General features: G+C 59.8%; 14 protein-coding genes. 11 read left to right on the plus strand and 3 right to left on the minus strand.

What is annotated here, in order from left to right; genetic code table 11:
• Window positions 1-54 precede the first annotated feature (54 nt).
• Window positions 55-1326 carry a sulfatase-like hydrolase/transferase gene (locus tag OSH12_RS11870; protein WP_266343755.1) on the plus strand — a complete coding sequence of 424 codons (1272 nt, stop codon included), beginning with the start codon at window positions 55-57 and terminating at the stop codon, window positions 1324-1326.
• The gene (locus tag OSH12_RS11875) at window positions 1313-2005 is read left to right on the plus strand and encodes a 2-C-methyl-D-erythritol 4-phosphate cytidylyltransferase (RefSeq protein ID WP_266343756.1); all 693 of its coding nucleotides are present in this window, start codon (window positions 1313-1315) and stop codon (window positions 2003-2005) included. Before OSH12_RS11870 ends, OSH12_RS11875 begins: the two co-directional genes overlap by 14 nt.
• A gap of 311 nt (window positions 2006-2316) precedes the next feature.
• On the opposite strand, the gene OSH12_RS11880 is transcribed toward OSH12_RS11875, so the two are convergent.
• Window positions 2317-2523 carry a hypothetical protein gene (locus tag OSH12_RS11880; protein WP_266343757.1) on the minus strand — a complete coding sequence of 69 codons (207 nt, stop codon included), beginning with the start codon at window positions 2521-2523 and terminating at the stop codon, window positions 2317-2319.
• A gap of 649 nt (window positions 2524-3172) precedes the next feature.
• On the opposite strand from OSH12_RS11880, the gene OSH12_RS11885 reads away from it, so the two are divergent.
• Complete coding sequence (locus tag OSH12_RS11885; RefSeq protein WP_266343758.1) at window positions 3173-4972, plus strand: site-specific integrase; 1800 nt, start codon at window positions 3173-3175, stop codon at window positions 4970-4972.
• A gap of 425 nt (window positions 4973-5397) precedes the next feature.
• Here OSH12_RS11885 and OSH12_RS11890 read toward each other — a convergent pair whose 3' ends face one another.
• The gene (locus tag OSH12_RS11890) at window positions 5398-5682 is read right to left on the minus strand and encodes a hypothetical protein (protein WP_266343759.1); all 285 of its coding nucleotides are present in this window, start codon (window positions 5680-5682) and stop codon (window positions 5398-5400) included.
• A 406-nt stretch (window positions 5683-6088) separates the two neighbouring features.
• Here OSH12_RS11890 and OSH12_RS11895 point away from each other — a divergent pair, with 406 nt between their 5' ends.
• The 5 genes from OSH12_RS11895 (at window position 6089) to qatD (ending at window position 11605) form a co-directional block, all read left to right on the plus strand.
• Window positions 6089-6502, plus strand: a complete 414-nt coding sequence (locus tag OSH12_RS11895; protein ID WP_266343760.1) for a hypothetical protein — start codon at window positions 6089-6091, stop codon at window positions 6500-6502.
• A gap of 285 nt (window positions 6503-6787) precedes the next feature.
• Window positions 6788-8686, plus strand: a complete 1899-nt coding sequence (locus OSH12_RS11900) for a KAP family P-loop NTPase fold protein (RefSeq protein WP_266343761.1) — start codon at window positions 6788-6790, stop codon at window positions 8684-8686.
• A gap of 191 nt (window positions 8687-8877) precedes the next feature.
• Window positions 8878-9585, plus strand: a complete 708-nt coding sequence (gene qatB, locus OSH12_RS11905; RefSeq protein WP_266343762.1) for a Qat anti-phage system associated protein QatB — start codon at window positions 8878-8880, stop codon at window positions 9583-9585.
• A complete protein-coding gene (gene qatC / locus OSH12_RS11910; protein WP_266343763.1) occupies window positions 9582-10862 on the plus strand; it encodes a Qat anti-phage system QueC-like protein QatC in 1281 nt (426 codons plus the stop codon). Before qatB ends, qatC begins: the two co-directional genes overlap by 4 nt.
• Window positions 10859-11605 (plus strand): Qat anti-phage system TatD family nuclease QatD, encoded by a 747-nt coding sequence (qatD, locus tag OSH12_RS11915; RefSeq protein WP_266343764.1) that lies wholly within the window; start codon window positions 10859-10861, stop codon window positions 11603-11605. The genes qatC and qatD overlap by 4 nt, the downstream gene beginning before the upstream one ends.
• Window positions 11606-12301: 696 nt before the next feature.
• Here the strand turns inward: qatD and OSH12_RS11920 are convergent.
• Window positions 12302-13528: a hypothetical protein gene (locus OSH12_RS11920; RefSeq protein WP_266343765.1), complete on the minus strand. Its 1227-nt coding sequence runs from the start codon at window positions 13526-13528 to the stop codon at window positions 12302-12304.
• A 2211-nt stretch (window positions 13529-15739) separates the two neighbouring features.
• Between OSH12_RS11920 and OSH12_RS11925 the strand changes: the two genes are divergently transcribed.
• The 3 genes from OSH12_RS11925 (at window position 15740) to OSH12_RS11935 (ending at window position 17645) form a co-directional block, all read left to right on the plus strand.
• Window positions 15740-16276: a hypothetical protein gene (locus tag OSH12_RS11925; RefSeq protein WP_266343766.1), complete on the plus strand. Its 537-nt coding sequence runs from the start codon at window positions 15740-15742 to the stop codon at window positions 16274-16276.
• Window positions 16277-16581: 305 nt separating this feature from the next.
• The gene (locus OSH12_RS11930) at window positions 16582-16875 is read left to right on the plus strand and encodes a hypothetical protein (protein WP_266343767.1); all 294 of its coding nucleotides are present in this window, start codon (window positions 16582-16584) and stop codon (window positions 16873-16875) included.
• A 326-nt stretch (window positions 16876-17201) separates the two neighbouring features.
• Window positions 17202-17645, plus strand: a complete 444-nt coding sequence (locus OSH12_RS11935; RefSeq protein ID WP_266343768.1) for a hypothetical protein — start codon at window positions 17202-17204, stop codon at window positions 17643-17645.
• Window positions 17646-17821 lie beyond the last annotated feature (176 nt).

Consider the following 17821-nt stretch of genomic DNA (forward strand, 5'->3'; position numbering starts at 1 on the left):
TCCTGGCGAACGCTCCAGTCCTTTCCGGAGGCGTTCCCCAATCTCAACCGATTCATGCCGCAATCGCGGGTCTACCGGTCCTACTTCTCGTCAGCAACATCGACCCAGATGGTCCTCGCGTATCTTTTTCATGGCAATGACTGCGAGATGGACACGGCCCTCGCCATCGCCAAACCCGCCGCCAACAATCCAAGCCTGTTCTCGACCCTCCGCAGGGCGGGATATCGGACCGAATTTCTCGGTGTCAGCATGCAGCCGGGCAAGAAGATGCTGCCGCTTCTCGCCGAGACGCTTCCGCCCGTTTGGTCGACCAACGATTTCGACGCGCTGCTGCAGAAGTTCGACGAGGCGACCGACGCAGATCGTTTCGCAATCTATGTCTGGAACCTGGTGACGCACGTCGAGCATGCAATGGCGCTGGGGCCCTATGCCCAAGGGCTCGACGATCTGATCGGCGGCGCCTGTGCGGTTGCCGACCACGCCCTCGGCGGGATGCTAGACCTGCTGGAACGGAAGTCGCTGCTGGGGGAGACGACGGTCGTAATTTTCGGTGACCATGGCGACGACTACTGGACCCATGGCTTCAAGAACGGGCTACTACACGGCGTCGAGCCACACACCCAGATCGTGCATTGCCCGCTGATGATCCGCGACGCATCCCTCCCCTCCGGCAATGACCATGGCCTAGCCAGCACGATCGACCTCGCCGCCACCTGCTTCGATCTTCTCGGCGTCATACCGGAGCTGCCGTTCGCCGGGTCCGGCCAGAGCCTCGCTTCTGCGCCCCGGCGGCAATTCGCTTTCTCGCAGAACTTTACCGCCAATCAGCCCGATGCGGTAAAAATGGACATCCGCAAGGCTTTCTCCGTCCATGACGGCTCACACACCTTGATGGTGAGTTCGCGCGGGCTTGAGATGTTCAATCACCGGCTCGATCCCGGTAATCACTGCAATCTCCTGCATTTCTTCGATCTCGATCGTGATGGCGGCCTGACGTTCCGGGACGTGCACGGCGCCCACCAGCACTTTTCCATGGCTGTCGGCGCAATGCTGGAGCGGGACGATACGGTCCGCAGGGATTTCAAGCGCCTGTGCGCAGCGCTGCGCGACTGGTTGGCCGGCAAGCAGGACTATATCGCCGCGCGCGCGCCGCCTGTCGTGAACCCGCTTGATCCCGCCTGCTTCGACAGGATCAACCGGCACGGCCAGGAGGCGTTCTTCGCCGGGGCCCGGGATGTTCGCCGAGGGCGCGGCAGATCCATCAGGCGGTCTCTAGGTAGGCTTCTGCGTTACCTGTTTCGACGGAGTGACCATGTCCGGGCTTGATGATCGGCCGTGCGACGCTGCCCAGGCCCTGATCCAGGCCGCCGGAAGCGGATCGCGCCTCGGCCTCGGGCCCAAGGCGTTCGTTCGCCTCGATGGCGAGACCTTGCTGGAACGCTCGGTCGCGCTCTTCCGCGACCTCGTCGAGAGCATCGTCATCGCTGTTCCCGCCGCAGATCTCAGTCGCGCGCGCTCGCTGGTGGGCGGCCCCGGTGTATCGCTGATCGCCGGCGGCGCGACGCGCAGCGAGACGACCCGCAAGCTGATCGGCGAAGCGACGGCGCCATGGCTGATCCTGCATGACGTCGTGCACCCCTTCGCGACGGCTGCCTCCGTATCTCTGCTGATCGAGGCAGCCAAGACGCATGGGGCTTCAGCCCCCGGAATCGTCAATACGGAATACCTTTACCGGCTCGATGGCGAGATCCTTCATGCGCCGGGTGATGTACTGATCGGCCAGAAGCCTGTCGTCTTCTCCGCGGAAGCAGTGCGCCGTGCTTACAGCACGCTCGATGCGGCGGATGTGTCGCAGGATCCGAGCCTGCTTGAAGTGCTTGAAGTCGCGGGTATCCGCACGGCCTTCGTCGAAGGCAGCACGCGCAACATCAAGATCACCAGCCCGGCGGATCTCGCGCTGGCAGAGGCCATGGTCGCGTTGGAAAAGCGCCGGGCGGGTCGCTGAAAGGGAAACCAACAGCTGGCGCCGCCCTGGGTGTCGCGCAAAGCAGGGCGTGCCAAGCACCCTGCTTTAACCGCGTGTTGGGGTGGCGCCGTGAGCCTGCGAGATGACGGCAAAGGCGCCTGCATCACAAAGGCGCCTTGAACCATTCGTGTGACGCGCGGGGTGTCCGCAATTCTTCGGAGCCCCCTCAAACCCGAAATCGCGGATTTGCATCACGTCGTGGAAACCGATCACCGCACGTGGCCGATGCAGTGACACCCGAACGGAGGGCTCCTCTACTCATTGTCGGGGCCATCTGGAGTGTCAAACACTCACGCATCCAGACGCACGGTATCGCCCTCAAGCCCCTTTATCTTCGATAGAAGCTCGGGATCATTCCCGTCAGCGACGGTGACTATGTAGCCATATACGAGCCCATCGTCGCTCTCGTTGGAATCAAGACGGTAATCGAGCTCGTCAAGTTCATCTTGCTCAAGGCCCAGCGCGCTTGCGAGAAGAGCGTCAGTTCGGTCTTCCATGGATATCCCCCTCCGATGAGCGCCGAGCGTGTCCGAGATCCGGAGGGGCGTCAATCATAGAACCCAAACGCCAAAGCGCCGCGATCTGTCGGTACTTCGTTGACCTTGAGACCGGCTATCTTCACGGCGATCTCAGGGGGGATGGGCTCCGTAAACTCTATCCTGCGAGCATAGATCCTACCTGCCGGTCTTTGCTGGAATTGAGATGCCAGGTCAGGCGATCCAGCTCGTAGACCGAGATGTCCAGTGCCTTTGCGATCCGCCGCAATTTGTCCGCTTCCAATGCCCCCTCCTTTTTGAATACGAGGAGGCTGCTCGAATCAAAGTCGAGCGTCAACAGGAGCCGGCCCAGTAGAGGCGTTTCATGTCGCGACGACTTGCCGTCGCCTCATGTGAAACGTTGGAAAATCTAGACATTCAGTCGCAAAATGACCCGACATGAAAGCCCCGAAGCGCAATACAAATATTCGTATAAGCACTTGATTTTACTTGGAAAAACTAAGTGGCTGGGGAACCTGGAGTTTCAGCGAGGCTCCTTTTCGCCCATACTAAGCCATTGATATCACGAAAAGAACTTGTAATTCATAGGGTTAGAGGTAGAAGGGGTGCTAATGTTTGGTGCTAACGTTTAGCACCGGGAGAGGCCCCGATGGCACGGCAAAACAACCTCATGAGACGCGGCGCGGTCTACTACGCGCTTGTCCATATCCCTACGGATCTCCAGGCCGCCATGGGCGGAAAGAAACAGGTTTGGCGCTCCCTCGAAACGAAGGACTACGGCGAAGCGAAGCGCCGGCTGGCCGCGCATCTCGACCAGTGGATCAGCACCTTTGATGATATGCGCCGTCGCCGCGACCTGTCCGATGCCGACGTAGATGTTGCAGTTTGGGAGCACTATACGGCGAAGGTGGAGGAAGGCGACCGGGAGCGAGCAAGCCGACCAACAGCCGCAGAAATCGATATAGCGATAGACAAGGCGTTCACTGACGCCCGCCGATCCGGCGCGGCGGAAGCTGGTCCTATCGCCATGATCAACGCCATGACGGACGTTGAAGTTCTCGCGAACAAGGCGTCATGGGCCGCACGTCGCCGAACTTCCCGGCTCAACCGCCTTCGCGCCGATCTTGCAAGCGGCGACACTCGCTTGATCGAGGTCGAAGCCGACCGCTTCCTAGCGGGCAACGGGCTTAACATCGAGCGTGGCGGCACCCGTTACCGGGAGTTTTGCTTCAAGCTCATGCGGGCGGACATCGAGCAGCTTGAACGCTACGCCGAGCGCGACCGTGGCGACTTCACGGGCCAGCCCAAAGATCCGATCATTGTTGAGCCAGTGAAACGCCCGGAACCCATCGGCTCAACTGGCGAATCCATCATGCAGGTTTTCGCCAAGTATCAGGCAGAGAATCCGAACGAGATCCGACCGGAGACTTTCGGACAGGCCCGGCGCGACGTGCAGCACTTCTCCGATTTTGTCGGGCCACGGGTGCGCGCGTCCGCAATCGACAAGCGCATGGTTCGCGAGTGGAAGGAAGTCCTGGCCGCGTGGCCGGTGAAGGCGACCGAGACGGCAGTGTTCAAGGATATGAAGATCCTCGACATTGTGACCAAGAACAAAACCTTGGCCACACCGAAGCCCACACTGACGCGGAACACGATCCGGCGCTATCTCGCCAGCCTCAGCGGTTTCTGCAAATGGCTGAAGACGAATGACTACCTCGACGCGAACCCTGTCGCCGACATGCTGCCGAAGAAGAATGGCCCGGCGAACGAGCGCGACACGTTCACCGATGAAGCGCTTACGACCTTGTTCCACTCGCCTCTGTTCACGACCTGCAAGGGCACAGAATGGCGCGACCTGGACAAGCCCGGCAACGTCGCAGTGCGCGATCATCGTTTCTGGATACCGCTAATCATGACCTTCAGCGGTTCGCGGCCCGCAGAAATTGCGCAGCTACACGCTGGCGATGTTCGGCAGGTCGGCGATGTTTGGATCATGGACATCAACGACGAAGACGAGAACAAGAGGACCAAGAACCAGAATTCCAAGCGCGTAGTGCCGATCCATCCCGAACTAATCCGTATTGGCTTCATAAAGCACTGTCAGAGGATGGTCGACGCCGGGCAGAAGCAGGTATTTCCCGAGGTTGAGATACCGAAAGAGGGGCAGATTGCGGCGCAGTTCTCACGCGAGTTCAATCGTTACCTGACGGACATCGGCGTTAAGACCAGCAAGAAGATCGTCACCTACAGCCTTCGCCACACCGTCACCGATCAGCTTCGGCTCGCCGGCTTCATGGACAACGAGATTGAAACCATCGTCGGTCATGAGAAGCGGACACAGACCAGCAGATACGGAAAGACGCGGGAAGGCACGCTGAAGCTTCGCGTCGAGCTTGTGAATTCCATCGCCTACCGCACCCTTGACCTTTCGCATCTATATCGGCCATGACGAACCATAGAAGCGGACCAATCATATATAATTCATCAATTTAATTGGTAACTTAGCCAGGCATAGAGCGGAACATGGTCGAACGCCGACCAGATGGCGGCTGGCCTCCTTCGGGTTTGCCTTTGCACTTGGCTCGACCGCTGGCAGGGGGCTTCTGGGCACCTATAGAGAGGGGGCGAGATGTCAGCGCAGTAACATTGAACGACCGTCTCCACCTTCGGAACATCGCCTCAATAGCAGGCCCTACCTTCTCTTCTCGTTCTCGTACTTCGTCCCACCCTCATATGCCCCTCAGTTTTCTATCAGCGGGGACAGTCCCTACCGAGCTGCGGCTCGCACTGGTCGGCAAAAGCCGGACAGCCAAGTTTCGCCACATTCTCTTATTCCAACTTTCCCCATTAGGGGCATGGGATCGAGCACGAGCCTCAATCTCCCCCTTCCCACTCCTTGAGCTCTTCGGCGGTCATCGGGGCGAGGGCTTGCTCAAGCGACAAGCTTCCCTTGCCTTTGAGATGACCAAGCTTCGGACGCGGCTTGGGACAGCCTTCGGCGTTCAAAAGACTTGCCAGGGCCATAATCCACTCAATGACTTCAGCACTGAGTTTGATTTCGGCCGGGGCGCGGTTACCGGTCATGCGACTTTTGACCCGACGTGAACCAGCCTGTCGAGCGATCCGTGCTTTGTGCCTTTTCAGCTGCGAGCTCTTCATTCGGACTTCCAACTCACGCATCACGTCAAACTTCCCGGCCACGGTTCAACCGGCAATTAGCGATCATTCGGACAGAATAGCGCGGCAATATTGACGGCGATTTTGATCCCATGCGCGCTCGTGGGGAAGGCCGTAGAGCTTGTATCGGCACGACGTGAAGCGAATAGGGCTATGGCTCCATTGACGAGGGAAGCTTAAAGCCCCGCGTCGAGATCATCAACACCATCGCCTTCCGGGCCTCGACCTTGCGCATTTATACCGGGCATAACGATGGGCATGATTGCCTAACGCCACTTCGTGGACATCGACCCCACTGAAGATCTGGCAACTGAAACAAGACTACCCTTCTGAACCCCAACGAGAACAGTTGTATTCTACAAAAGTGAATACAACACAGGAGGTTCCATTGCCAGACGCGTCCAATATTGCACGACTTATCCTGAAACTGGAGTCTGATCGCCTTTCCGTCGAAGGAGAGGAAATCGGCTTCAATATGGGGACCTATATAGGGCCACGGAACGTCAGCGCTGGCATATTGGATGACCGCCTCCCCAATTGTCGCACAGTCGCCTGCATTGCCGGACACTGCTTTCTTCTGGCGACTGGCGCGACCCTTCAGGAAGCAGCCGAGGCAGACGCTGACGATATCGAGACTACTGCCGCAGAGTTCCTAGGCATCGCCGGCGAGCAGGCAAGCGATCTGTTCTTTGATCTTCCCGAGCAGATGCAGCTCCCTGATGTGACGGTCGACCAGGCTATCGCCACACTGCGCCGTCTCCGGAATACGGGCACCGTTCAGTGGCTGCCGCCGCAGCCGTAGCCTCTCCCGACCGCAATTATCTCCTGCTGCTGAGCCACGAACATGCTTGTGGTGTCGCCGCTTCCAAATGTCTGAGGCTTTGCTCAAAGCCAAATTAGTGTCTCGTTGAAGCGCATTGAGCGCTGTGACGCCGTTGGTCGAAAGCGGCCCGCCACTGCTCAGATCGCAGCTGAAGTTCTGCACGCCTCAGTGATTTTAGTCACGACCCATGCGAGCGCGCGGATCGCCCTTGACCTCCGCAACCAGAGCGAGAAACATGGTGGGAACGGGGGAGTTCACCGCGCTATGTGGTCTGACAACGAAACGCTTCGTGACTTAGTCAATTTCTCGCACGTTGCGGAAGTCGCCGCAGAGCGGATAGTCGGCGCGAAAGGGGAGCCCTTGTCCCTTGGGATCTCAGGCGACTGGGGCGTCGGCAAGTCATCGATGATGAAGCTGCTGCGAACGTCACTCGAGGCGCGCGAAGACGTCGACATCCGCTTTGTTGAGTTCAACGCTTGGCTGTACCAGAGCTACGATGACGCCCGCGCCGCGCTCATGGAGACCATCACCGCAGCGGTCGTGGAGCAGGCGGTCGAGAAGAAGGACACGCTGAGCGCGAAGGCCCGCAAGCGTGCGGCGAGCCTTTTTGGTCGGGTGAAGAAGCTGCGCGTGCTCGGTCTCGCCGGATCGGCGCTGTTCGACTACATGACACAGGGCCAGATCACGCCGTTCATCGCCGGTGGGATGGCGACCATGGGCGGCCTGCTCGATGGCGAGGTGTCGGGCGACGACCTCAAGAGAGTGAAGGAGCTGACCGCCGAGGGGATCAAGGGCGGCAAGGAGCTGCTGGACAACGAGAAGCCCCAGGAGAAGTCGAGCGACGAGGGTTCCGAGACGCCCCGCAAGGCGATTCAGGCGTTCCGCGACGATCTCGAAGCAACGCTAGCCGAACTAAACATCACCCTTGTTGTGCTGATTGACGACCTGGACCGCTGTCTGCCGAAGACCGCCATCGCCACGCTTGAGGCAATGAGGCTCTTCTTATTCCTCAAGCACACCGCCTTCGTGATCGCCGCCGATGAAGGCATGATCCGCCAGGCCGTGCGGACGCACTTCGAGGATGTCGCGCTTAACGACGACCTCGTCACCAATTACTTCGACAAACTGATCCAGCTCCCGATCCGCGTCCCACCGCTCGGCACCCAAGAGGTCCGCGCGTACCTAATGATGCTCTTCGTCGATGCGGAGGAATCCCTCGACGACGACCAGAAGGAGGATATCCGCCTCGAGGTCTGTCGTCGCCTCGGTGAGACCTGGAAGGGCGAGCGCGTCGACAAGGCATTCGTGGTGGGGCTCGTGTCGAACTGCTCGTCGGGCCTGATCAACAGGCTGGCGCTTGCCGAGCGGATCGCGCCGATTCTCACGACCTCGCCGAACATCCGAGGCAATCCACGCCTGATCAAGCGCTTCCTCAACACACTGTCGATGCGCACGTCGATGGCGCGGATCCAATCGGTGGCGGTGGACGAGGAGGTGCTGGTCAAGCTACTGCTCTTCGAGCGGTGCGGTGACAAGGATGCCTATGCGGAGCTGCTGCGCGCCGTGAACGAGTCCGAGGACGGCCATGCCGAGTTCCTCGCCGACAAGGAGGCGCGGGCCCGCAACAACGAGGCGGCGCCGCCGCTGGAGAAGCCCTGGAACGACCTTTTCCACCAGAATTGGCTCTCACTTGATCCGCCGCTCGCCGGAAGGGATCTGCGGGGCGCCCTCTATGTGGGGCGAGAAAGCCATCCGATTATCTCGCGCGCCGACGAGCTTTCTTCCGATGCGATCGAGGTGCTGGACATGCTGCTGCGGATGAATTCCTCGAGCTCGACGGTCAATGACGAGCTTGCCAGGCTGACCAACCAGGAGATCGCGCGCATCACGGACAAGGTGATCTCCAAGGCGAGGCAGGAGACGGCCTGGGGTGTTCCGCCGATTCTCAACGCCCTGCAATCTCTGGCGGGGGCGTCGCCGGCGGCCGAATCCTCGATCGTCGCCTTCTTCAACGAGGTTCCGTCCACCCAGATCAAGGCGAGCATCGCGCCGCGTCTCAACCAAGTCGAATGGGGCCGGCGGGTGCTGACCGGTTTCCTAGGTCGTCTCGACATCGCCACTCCGACCCGCAAGGCGATCGTGGCCGCAGGAAAGACCAGTTGATGGGGACGTCAGCATCCAGCCGCGGTCCAGGTTCAGGCCCGGACATTCCCATCGTCCCGCCATGGGTCGATAATCCGCCTGCGCAGCCTCGACCTTCCCAACAGCTGCCGCCGCAGGGCCCCGGGCCGGCGCCCGCGCATCAGCCGCGGCAACCTCAGCAGCAGCAACCGGAGGTGCCGCCCCCGCCGCAGGTGCAGCCGCAGCAGCCGGCGGCGCCATCCCAGCCTGGTCGGTGGCGCGGCGTGCGGACGTCCCTAGGGAAGTTCGCCGGCGGCGGCGCGGATCGCGAAAGGCACCTGCGTCGCGGCCTCGGCCACTATTCGCGCAGCGGCATGGGCGGAAGCCGGAACGCGGCACGTAGGATGGGCGGTTCGGCTACGGCGGCGAGTTCGCTTCACAATGCGCTCACATCCCTCGCCAACGGACAACCGCTCCCACAGGATCTCGGCATCGACCCGCAGGCGCTCGCCGGCCGGACGCCGGGCGAGATTGCGGACATCCTCGTTGATGCGATTAGGCCCATCGACGGCTCGCAGGACGCGGAAGCGACGCGGGACTCCGTCGCTCGCGCGCTTGCCGACGTCCTCGTTCAGAACAATGACCTTACAAACCTTTCACCCGCCCAGGTGGATCAGGTGACGGCCTCGACCCTCGGCTACGACGTCGCGCACCGCATCGAACTCGATGTGGGTAAGGCGATCATAGGCAAGGCGCCGACCAAGGGCGAAGGGCTCGAGCGCTTGCAGGAGATGAAGAACTATGTGCGCGAGGTCGTGGCGGCCGAATACGCCGCGGAGCGCGCTCGAAACGGCGCTGTGGGCCGGGCCGTGATCGGCCGGATATCGCGGGACGCCATCCAGCAGGCGTTCGAGGTCTTTGAGGAGGATGGCGGGCTATGACGAACATAGTTTGCATTCCGCCGGATCTGCCCGACGTGCCGGGCATGGATATCCGGTTCGACATTTATTCGAACTCGCGCATTCCGGGGCGCGGCCGGGTGGGGGACCTCGTTCCGCGTCGTCTTCGCAAGCTTGGCCTCAGCCCGTCCGGTCAAGCGTGGGACTTCACCTCCTTCACAATGGCGGCCGTGGCGGCGGACGAGGCCGTGTCAAGGGAGCGCAGCCCAGATGGATGGACACGCCAGATCGATCTGACCGTGGCGGTGGCGGCGCCGGACTTCTGGAATACCCAGAGAACCCGCCTCACTCAGGCCCTCCGCTTCTTGTCCGGCGACATCTGGGATGTCCGATTCGTGGGAGGCGGTGGGACATCAGCACCGCGCGGCCCCACGCGGCGGCTTCCGGAGGATATGGTCTGTCTGCTGTCCGGTGGCATGGACAGTCTCATCGGCGCCATCGACGCCGTCGGCGAGGGGCTGACGCCGCTTTTGGTCAGCCAGATGGCCAAGGGCGACACGAAGGATCAGAAGCGGTTCGCGTGCAGCATCTCCCCGCGCAGCCTGCATCTGCAGCTCAACCACCACGCCCGTCCACCTCATGCTTCGGAGCGTTCGCAGCGTGCGCGTTCGATCGCGTTCCTCGGCTTCGGGGTGATGGCCGCAACCTGTCTACAGCAATACGCCGATGGCGCGGTGGTCGAACTGCGTGTGCCGGAGAACGGGTTCATCAGCCAGAACGTCCCGCTCACACCGTTGCGCACCGGATCCCTCAGCACCCGCACGACGCACCCGTTCTTCTTGCGTCTCATCCAAGAGACTTTGGACGCCGCCGCTCTGCGGGTTCGCATCAACAATCCCTACGAGCACATGACCAAGGGGGAGATGCTCCGGGGGTGCACGGACCTGAACCTCTTGCAGAAGCTCGTAGACGATTCGACCAGTTGTGGCCGTTACTCTCGCACCGGGTTCCAGCATTGCGGGCGGTGCGTGCCGTGCCAGGTCCGGCGCGGTGCCTATCTCGCGTGGGGCCAACCGGACACCACGAGTGGCGGGTACAAATACACGCCGCTTGGGCAAAATGATGCTCGCCATGCCGGGTTCGACGACGTGCGATCCGTAGCGATCGCGGTGGAGACCGTACGCCGCCATGGTATCGATGAGCTGGTGGGAGGCGCCATGAACAGACAGCTCCTGGGTGACCTTGCCCCCTATCGTCAGGTTGTGCAGAATGGCATTGCTGAACTCGCCGCACTGCACACTAGCCTGAGGGTTCCTTGATCGACTTCCATTGCCATCTCGATCTCTACCCCGATCCAAATGCCGTTCTCGAGGGCATTGATGCCCGCGGAACATACGTACTGGCAGTAACAACGACACCGAAGGCATGGCGTGGGACGAGGAAGCTGGTTGGCGCGAGGAAGCGGGTTCGGGTCGCGCTCGGCCTGCATCCGGAGGTGGTGGCGCAGCGTCACAGCGAGGTCGCGCTCCTGTGCGGGCTTCTGCCTGAAGCCCGCTATGTCGGCGAGATTGGCATTGATGGCGGCCCCGCGCATCGTGACAACATGGATCAGCAGCGCGCCGTGTTCGATCGGATACTGAAGGCGTGTGCGGCACACGGTGGCCGGATTATGACGATCCATTCGCGCGGAGCGGCGACCCTCGTCCTGGATGCGTTGGAGCGGCAACCTGGCGCCGGCGTGCCCGTTCTGCATTGGTTCAGCGGCACGACGCGGGAACTGAAACGCGCCATTGCGATGGGGTGCTGGTTCTCGATCGGGCCCGCGATGCTCAGATCGCGGAAGGGGCGGGATCTTGCATCCATGATGCCCTTGAATCGCATCCTCACCGAAACCGACGCGCCCTTCGCGCGGGCTGGAGACCAGCCGCTAATGCCTTGGGAAGCGTATGACTGCCTGACCGAGCTTGGCACTGCAACTGGGATGGATGCCCGCCAACTTGCGCGTCAGATAAAAGATAACCTGAGGATGCTACCCTGCTGCTATCAGGACGTCTTTAACTAGTTGACCGTCTCTTTGAGCAGCAGATCAGCGTTTCACGCGAAAAGCCTCCTGTCGCAACAAGCCCGCGTTGCGTGCTCAACTGTCACAACATCGAAGGTGCCGGCTAGGTGCGTGTTGCAGTCCCTCAGATGTTGACGAAGCGTCCGGGTCGATTGCCGCGATTGCTGCACACCAACTTCGGCCGAAAATAGAGTGGATCATCGCGGACCCGCGATGCGGCTGCTGGACCTCGGCGAGGTTAGACCGGAGGGGCGCGAAATCACTTCCTTCAGCAAGCCTGATAGTGAGGTGGACTCAGGTAACGGCAAGCGTCGGTCCCATCTGCCACGGTGACCAGTTCGCCCGAAGCGGACGGTCGCATCGCTCGCTTTCGAAAGCTGACGTTCGTTCACCCCGAGGCGCACGGGCCTTTAGGAAGCCCGGTAACGTGTTTCTATCACGCAATGCATCTGAAAATTGCAATTCCCGGTCGGCTTTCGGACCACAATAAGGAATGAATCGCTTCGAAGGGCGCCGACGCCGGGAACGCCATCGTGATCGACAAGTTTTTCCTACCATGGATCGGCGGACTGGCCTCCGTACGGAAGCAACGGGCCGCACAGCGCCAGGATAGTCGTGCATTAGCCTGAGAGCTGACCTAATAACTTGTTCGAACTGATCAACATGCTCCCCCCCTTCTCTCACTCGGATCACACATCACAGGTCCTTCTCAGGGGTAGAGAAAGCAGCGGCAACGCGCTCTCCCAGATGCCGAAGTGCCACCCCGACCCGCTCGTTCATCGCCTCGTAGGATACAAAAGTCCCGGATGAACCAACACCAGTCCGCGCCGGCACCTTCAGCTTCAATCCCTTCTTGGCAAGATCACACTGGGATTTCCGCCTCAGTGCTTTCATCCGTCGCTCCAGTGCCCCGTCCATTGCCTGCAAACCGATGGCCCCAGCATTCAGGAACTTCTCCATCCGTTGTCGGTCTTTCCATACCTGTACCGCAGTACGCACGCTTGGCCCCACCCGATTGGGATCCAGGAAGGTAGGAAGCACAAACGCAAACGCTTTAGCCTGGAGCCGCGAGAATCGAAGCCCTTTCAAGTCGTCAAGAACATCGACACCAAGGGCGGCAATTTCCGGGCGATCTAGCGTCACCTCGACCCGCACGCGCTTCTTCGTGTCATCCAAAACGAGAATAGTCCCGGCCCCCTTATTCTGACGATCCACGACCTTGTCCATGATGCGCCATCGAATATCGGCATCCTCTGCGCCAACGTAATAGGTCGCATCCACGAAGGGCTGACGATCCGTAGCTGTTGAAATCAAGAAGTGATCATTGTCGCTGCTCGCGGTTCTAGGACGCCCAATAACTCCGACTGTGTTTTTTGCTCCAGTCCCGAATGTGAAACGAGGACGGTCCCGCCGATTGCTCATTACATCCCGGCTCGGCTGAAAATGGTGTGTGAGCACGGTGAACAGCTTTGCCCGCGCGAAATCGCTCGGCTTTCTTGGAGTGAAATCGACGCTGACCTCAATCTGGCTGACGATCGGCGGGGCTTGAAGGTCATACTTGATGTAGAGCTTTCGACAGAGACTTCGGATCTTGACTAGGTCGGGCTCTTGAACGCGGAACTCGAATAGGTCTGAGACACCGCCAGGCCGCTTGTTGAGCGCCTCGATGAAGCTCTTCGAACCAAATGCATCCTCGAAATCTCGCTGAAGCCATTGATGCTGCGTCTCGCGTCCCAGCCACAGGCGCAACGAAATCCAGTCGATCACAGAACGGCAGGTAAAGTCCCGCAGGTCGATCTCAGGCACCAGCGCATACCGTCCAACGAGTCGCCGCTGAACTTTCGATACGGGCGATCTCCTATAGGTGAGTTGACCCAAAAATTTCCGGGATTTGATCGCGACGAGGTTCACTGCGGTCGTCAATTGGCTTCTCAGTCATCTATCAGCGGCCACCCTGACTATTCTAGAATGTCGATGCCGCACAAGATCGACTGGACAACCGCCTCGATGTTGGTCGATTCGAAGCGCTTTTTGGTTATGGGCATTCCCGACGCAAACGAGCCCGCTGGCTGGCGCAAAGAATCCGCTCGCCACACATAAGACCGCTCGAGATCGTCGCCAGCAAGGCTCCCTACACGCCTGGCGAGCCCCTTCAGAAGGCCCGCCTGAGATGGTCCGTACCAAGCAGCCGGATTCGGTGGATGATTGCATGCAGATCGCGTGTCGGACGTTGGCGGGCGCTCTCCGTCAGACATGTTGTTATTCCGGGATGAGCGCCTTGCCTCGGTCAGTCCCGCAACTACCCTGCGCGAGATGGCGATCCTCTCCACGTCCTTGAAGCCGCGATCCGGGATTGGGGATATCCTCTCGGTCGCAACGTCGCCAAGCTGGTGCGCCGACCGAGCGTCAAGAACGAGCGCAAGCGTCGCCTCCAGAACGACGAAGAACAGCGCCTGCTGCTCGCCTGGTGGGGGCAAGACGCCCTATCTCAAGACGCTGCTCATCCTTGTGCCATCGAGACGGCAACGCGTCGTAGTGAGCTTCTCGGACTGACCTAGACCGATCTCTCGCACAATCGCCGCGTCTTCACGTTGGACATCACCATGAACGGTGTGGTGCGCGAGGTGCCACGTGCGTTCGCACGCTCTGGTGAGTTGGAAGGCGAACGCCAATCCGGACGAGCCGCGACATCTTCCCTTCCCGATGTCGCACAGATCGCTGGAGCAGGCATGGCGGCGTAGGCTGGCGCGGGCTGAAATCCAATCTCTGCGGTTCCATGATCTCCGTCATGAGGGTGCCAGCCGCCTGTTCGAGCTGGGTCTGAACGTTATCGAAGTTCGACCATCAGCGGTCACAAGGATCTCTGGCCCTCCTCCGCTACTCGCACCTCTCCTCCGACTGCTTGTCGCGCGGACGGGATAAGGGGGATGTGAAGTCCTAGAAAAAAACAACGGGTTCGATGGGGATGCATTTTGTGCCCGCAAGATCCGGGGATCCTAACCTCCCATGTCTCGGCTGGCCTAAATGTTCTCCCTATCCTAACTCAAGTCGTATCTTCGCGTTGACAACTGCGACCTGGACCCACCGAAGCCAGTCTGAAAGTTTACATTCAACCGCTGGACTGACAACTTAATGTAACGTTAGCAGTTCCCAATCTGCCGCAGACCTGCCGATTGGGCTCCCGGAACATGCCTCCGCGTCAACCAAATGACCCGGATCGAGGCCCGAACGTAACCAATAGTTTACCTTATGTTGACACTTCGGCCCCGATCTCGCGTTTTTGCGAGAAGTGACAACCTGAGCATCAGCATGAGGCATGCTCAGGGGTCGTCAGGGGTGCTCACTGGCTCGATCCGTTACGTGCTGAGCGGCATCTCACGTCGAACAGAGAAGCGCGCTCAGCGAGTCCTAGAACCCATCCGTCACGAATGCAGACCTGGTCAGGCCGGATAGCTTTTCGCGCGCGCAAGGCTCAACCAACCCACGCGACGCTCGATAGGGCGTAGACGAGTCTACGCAGTTGATGCCAATCGAGGAGATAGGAGAGCGGCCTCGGATTTCCAAACGTATCGTCGGCCTCCGACTGAGCGACTGAGATCGAGGAAGGAGGGAAGCAGCAGCGCGCTCCTGTACGCAAGCGTCTCCGGAAGGCCTGCAATCCTCCTCTGCATGTGATGCCGGTCCCGGCGCCAGTGCCGTGAATCACGCTTCAACTTTGATTTCGATGCGTTCGATCACTTGGAGACGTTCCGGTAGGCGTGGAGAATAGGGCCGCGCAAGGCGGGCGGGTCGAGCGGCAACACTCATAGGCCGCCCCCCCAAGGAGACGCCCAAGAACGCCAGTAGACGACTCTACACTCAAGGTGCAGTTCGGCACGCCCGACCTCATCCTCGACTTGATGGAGGCGACTGCTATCCGGCTCGTCGGCAAGGATCCGAGGATCCTCGAACATGATCAGCGGCATGTTGTCAGCGTTTGGCACACACACGCTGTCACCCGCGTGCGGCCTTGAAGTGAACGACTGCTTCTTCGTGGAAGCGATCGAGCCAGCCACGAAGCCAAAGCTAATCAGCGCCGCCTCTTGACATCCGTGATCGTGAAAACTATATTCACAATCACAAGGAGGCAAACATATGGCCCTTACCGCACTACAACGGAAGCAAAAGCAGCTTGAGCGGCAGCGCGAGCAGGAACGCCTTCAGCCTGACAGCACCTATCCCTTCCTGCAGGAGCCGTTTTTCGAATGGCTTAAGAGGACGGAAGGCTACGGCGATTGGGACTCTGGCGTGTTTCATCTCCACGCCTCGCAGGTCACCATTCCGGATTTCGACGACGACAGCGGCCCGCATTCGGTAGATGGCGAGACTGAACTGCACTGGAAGGACAACCCGGAAGAGAGCCACTACGCCGGTTTTGAAAGGTCTATCGGTCGCGCAGAGTGTCTTGTGGACGACTTGCTTTCCGCCGCATCAAACTTCGCCCTCGTGATCAACAGCTACAAGCGGGAGAAGTTGAAGGCCAAGATTGTTGAAATTGAACAGGCTGACCTCTCGGACTCCGCGGCGAAGAAGAAGGCACTAGCCGACATCGTTCGGCTGCAGAAGTTGCTGGACCAGCTTGATAAGCGGGTTCGGTGGACCTTCCCGCAATGGAAGGTCAAGGGCGTCTAGCCCAGAGCAAGCGGACAGCCATGCAAAGTTTGGACGCCGAGCATGACCGGCCCGCCCTTGAGACATCGCAAACAAAAGGATGAAGCGATGAGAAAGCATTTTAGCACGAGCGCCCCCATGTCGACAAACCACCACGAACGTCTTACAGCGCTTGTTAAGCAGTCAGAGCAGCCTTTCGCGGCCGCATCAACGTTCAACTCCTCAATCACGGCTCAGTTGCTGGATCTCGCCCTTGAGAAGGCAACAAAGTCAGACCTTCGCCGGATTATCTCCAGGGCCGCGAAGGTCGAGCAGGAGGCCGCATAATGGCGATTATCCCCTCCGCACAGTTTGAGCTGAGCCCGCGCATCGAGCTGATCGGCACCATCGGGGAGATGATCGATCACGCCGTGACGAGCAAGGATGCGATGTGCCCGTATGATCTGGCCGCCAAGATCGTGGATGAGGTGCTGTCGATGAAGGATAGCATGACCGATGCACACATCCAGGCGTCGCACGCTGTAGCCGCAACTGGCGATGGCAAGCCCGCTGCTACCAACCGCTCGTCAGTGCGCGACAACGTTGTATGGCTCGAAAGGGGCGACAGGCCAGCACGCTAGAGCGACAGAGGCCCGCCGCTCACCTCGGCGGGCCTCACTTCACCATGCACGCTCTATCAGCTGCACTGCCGTCTGCACAGCGTCCGCACATAGGTCTAGTCGAGTCCGACAGCAGTTGCGGCTTCTCAATGGATCAATTTGTTGCCGAGAAAGCACATATTTCTGGCGCGGTCGCACACGGATCCCGCTACAATGTAAGTAATATCAGTTGATGGATCGAACTCATGCCCAACGTTACGACTCAGTCTTCCAGGTTACTCCTCACTATTGCGGTTCTCCAATGCGGCCAGCTTCCTGCCGGACCGTGAACTTTTGTGGAGACTGAAATGGCAAATGCCATTACGCCTTATGGCAACGCGAATTGCTACGCCTTCTCTTACCCGGAGGCGATTGAGAAGAGCAGCGGATTGTCTGGAATGACTATGCCGATCCGCGATTTTTTTGAAATGGTCGCCAAGGACACCGAGAAGCACGATCCCAAGATGGCATCCTTTTACCGGGAGGTAGCCTCACATTATAGCCATTGCGACCAGAAGGCCCATTCGGTTGACCGGGATGGGAATGGCGCGATCCTGGTAGACTACGATGATTGGGATGAGTTGACTGACGAACAGCGCCTTCTTCGCGGAAACCGAAACGCAGCGATCGCAGTTCTTGACCGGTTGCGTTTCCATCTGGAAATGCTGGATGACAATCCGGAGAACAAGGAGCCGGTTGACGACATTCGTCGCACCCTCGCCGAGCTTATCGAACCCCTCCCCTTCAGCTAAACTTGACAACCCTACTCGGATGCGGCGGTCACACGCCGCATCCTCCCCGTGGGGCGGATCCCGCCCTAGTTCCGCGAAGGACGTTAGTCGCTGTTAGACAGCAGATAGCCGGGGAGGAACTGTTTGAGCACTTCTATACATCCATCATCCCAATGCGGATCAAGCGTCTAGGTACA

The sequence above is a fragment of the Kaistia terrae genome, from assembly GCF_026344005.1.
Lineage (GTDB): Bacteria > Pseudomonadota > Alphaproteobacteria > Rhizobiales > Kaistiaceae > Kaistia > Kaistia terrae.

What these genes read in the sequence shown, in the direction of transcription:
- OSH12_RS11870 (WP_266343755.1), top strand. Translation starts at nt 55, where the DNA reads ATGCCGCAATCGCGGGTCTACCGGTCCTACTTCTCGTCAGCAACATCG.
- OSH12_RS11875 (WP_266343756.1), top strand. Translation starts at nt 1,313, where the DNA reads ATGTCCGGGCTTGATGATCGGCCGTGCGACGCTGCCCAGGCCCTGATC.
- OSH12_RS11880 (WP_266343757.1), bottom strand. Translation starts at nt 2,523, where the DNA reads ATGGAAGACCGAACTGACGCTCTTCTCGCAAGCGCGCTGGGCCTTGAG.
- OSH12_RS11885 (WP_266343758.1), top strand. Translation starts at nt 3,173, where the DNA reads ATGGCACGGCAAAACAACCTCATGAGACGCGGCGCGGTCTACTACGCG.
- OSH12_RS11890 (WP_266343759.1), bottom strand. Translation starts at nt 5,682, where the DNA reads ATGAAGAGCTCGCAGCTGAAAAGGCACAAAGCACGGATCGCTCGACAG.
- OSH12_RS11900 (WP_266343761.1), top strand. Translation starts at nt 6,788, where the DNA reads ATGTGGTCTGACAACGAAACGCTTCGTGACTTAGTCAATTTCTCGCAC.
- qatC (WP_266343763.1), top strand. Translation starts at nt 9,582, where the DNA reads ATGACGAACATAGTTTGCATTCCGCCGGATCTGCCCGACGTGCCGGGC.
- OSH12_RS11925 (WP_266343766.1), top strand. Translation starts at nt 15,740, where the DNA reads ATGGCCCTTACCGCACTACAACGGAAGCAAAAGCAGCTTGAGCGGCAG.
- OSH12_RS11930 (WP_266343767.1), top strand. Translation starts at nt 16,582, where the DNA reads ATGGCGATTATCCCCTCCGCACAGTTTGAGCTGAGCCCGCGCATCGAG.
- OSH12_RS11935 (WP_266343768.1), top strand. Translation starts at nt 17,202, where the DNA reads ATGGCAAATGCCATTACGCCTTATGGCAACGCGAATTGCTACGCCTTC.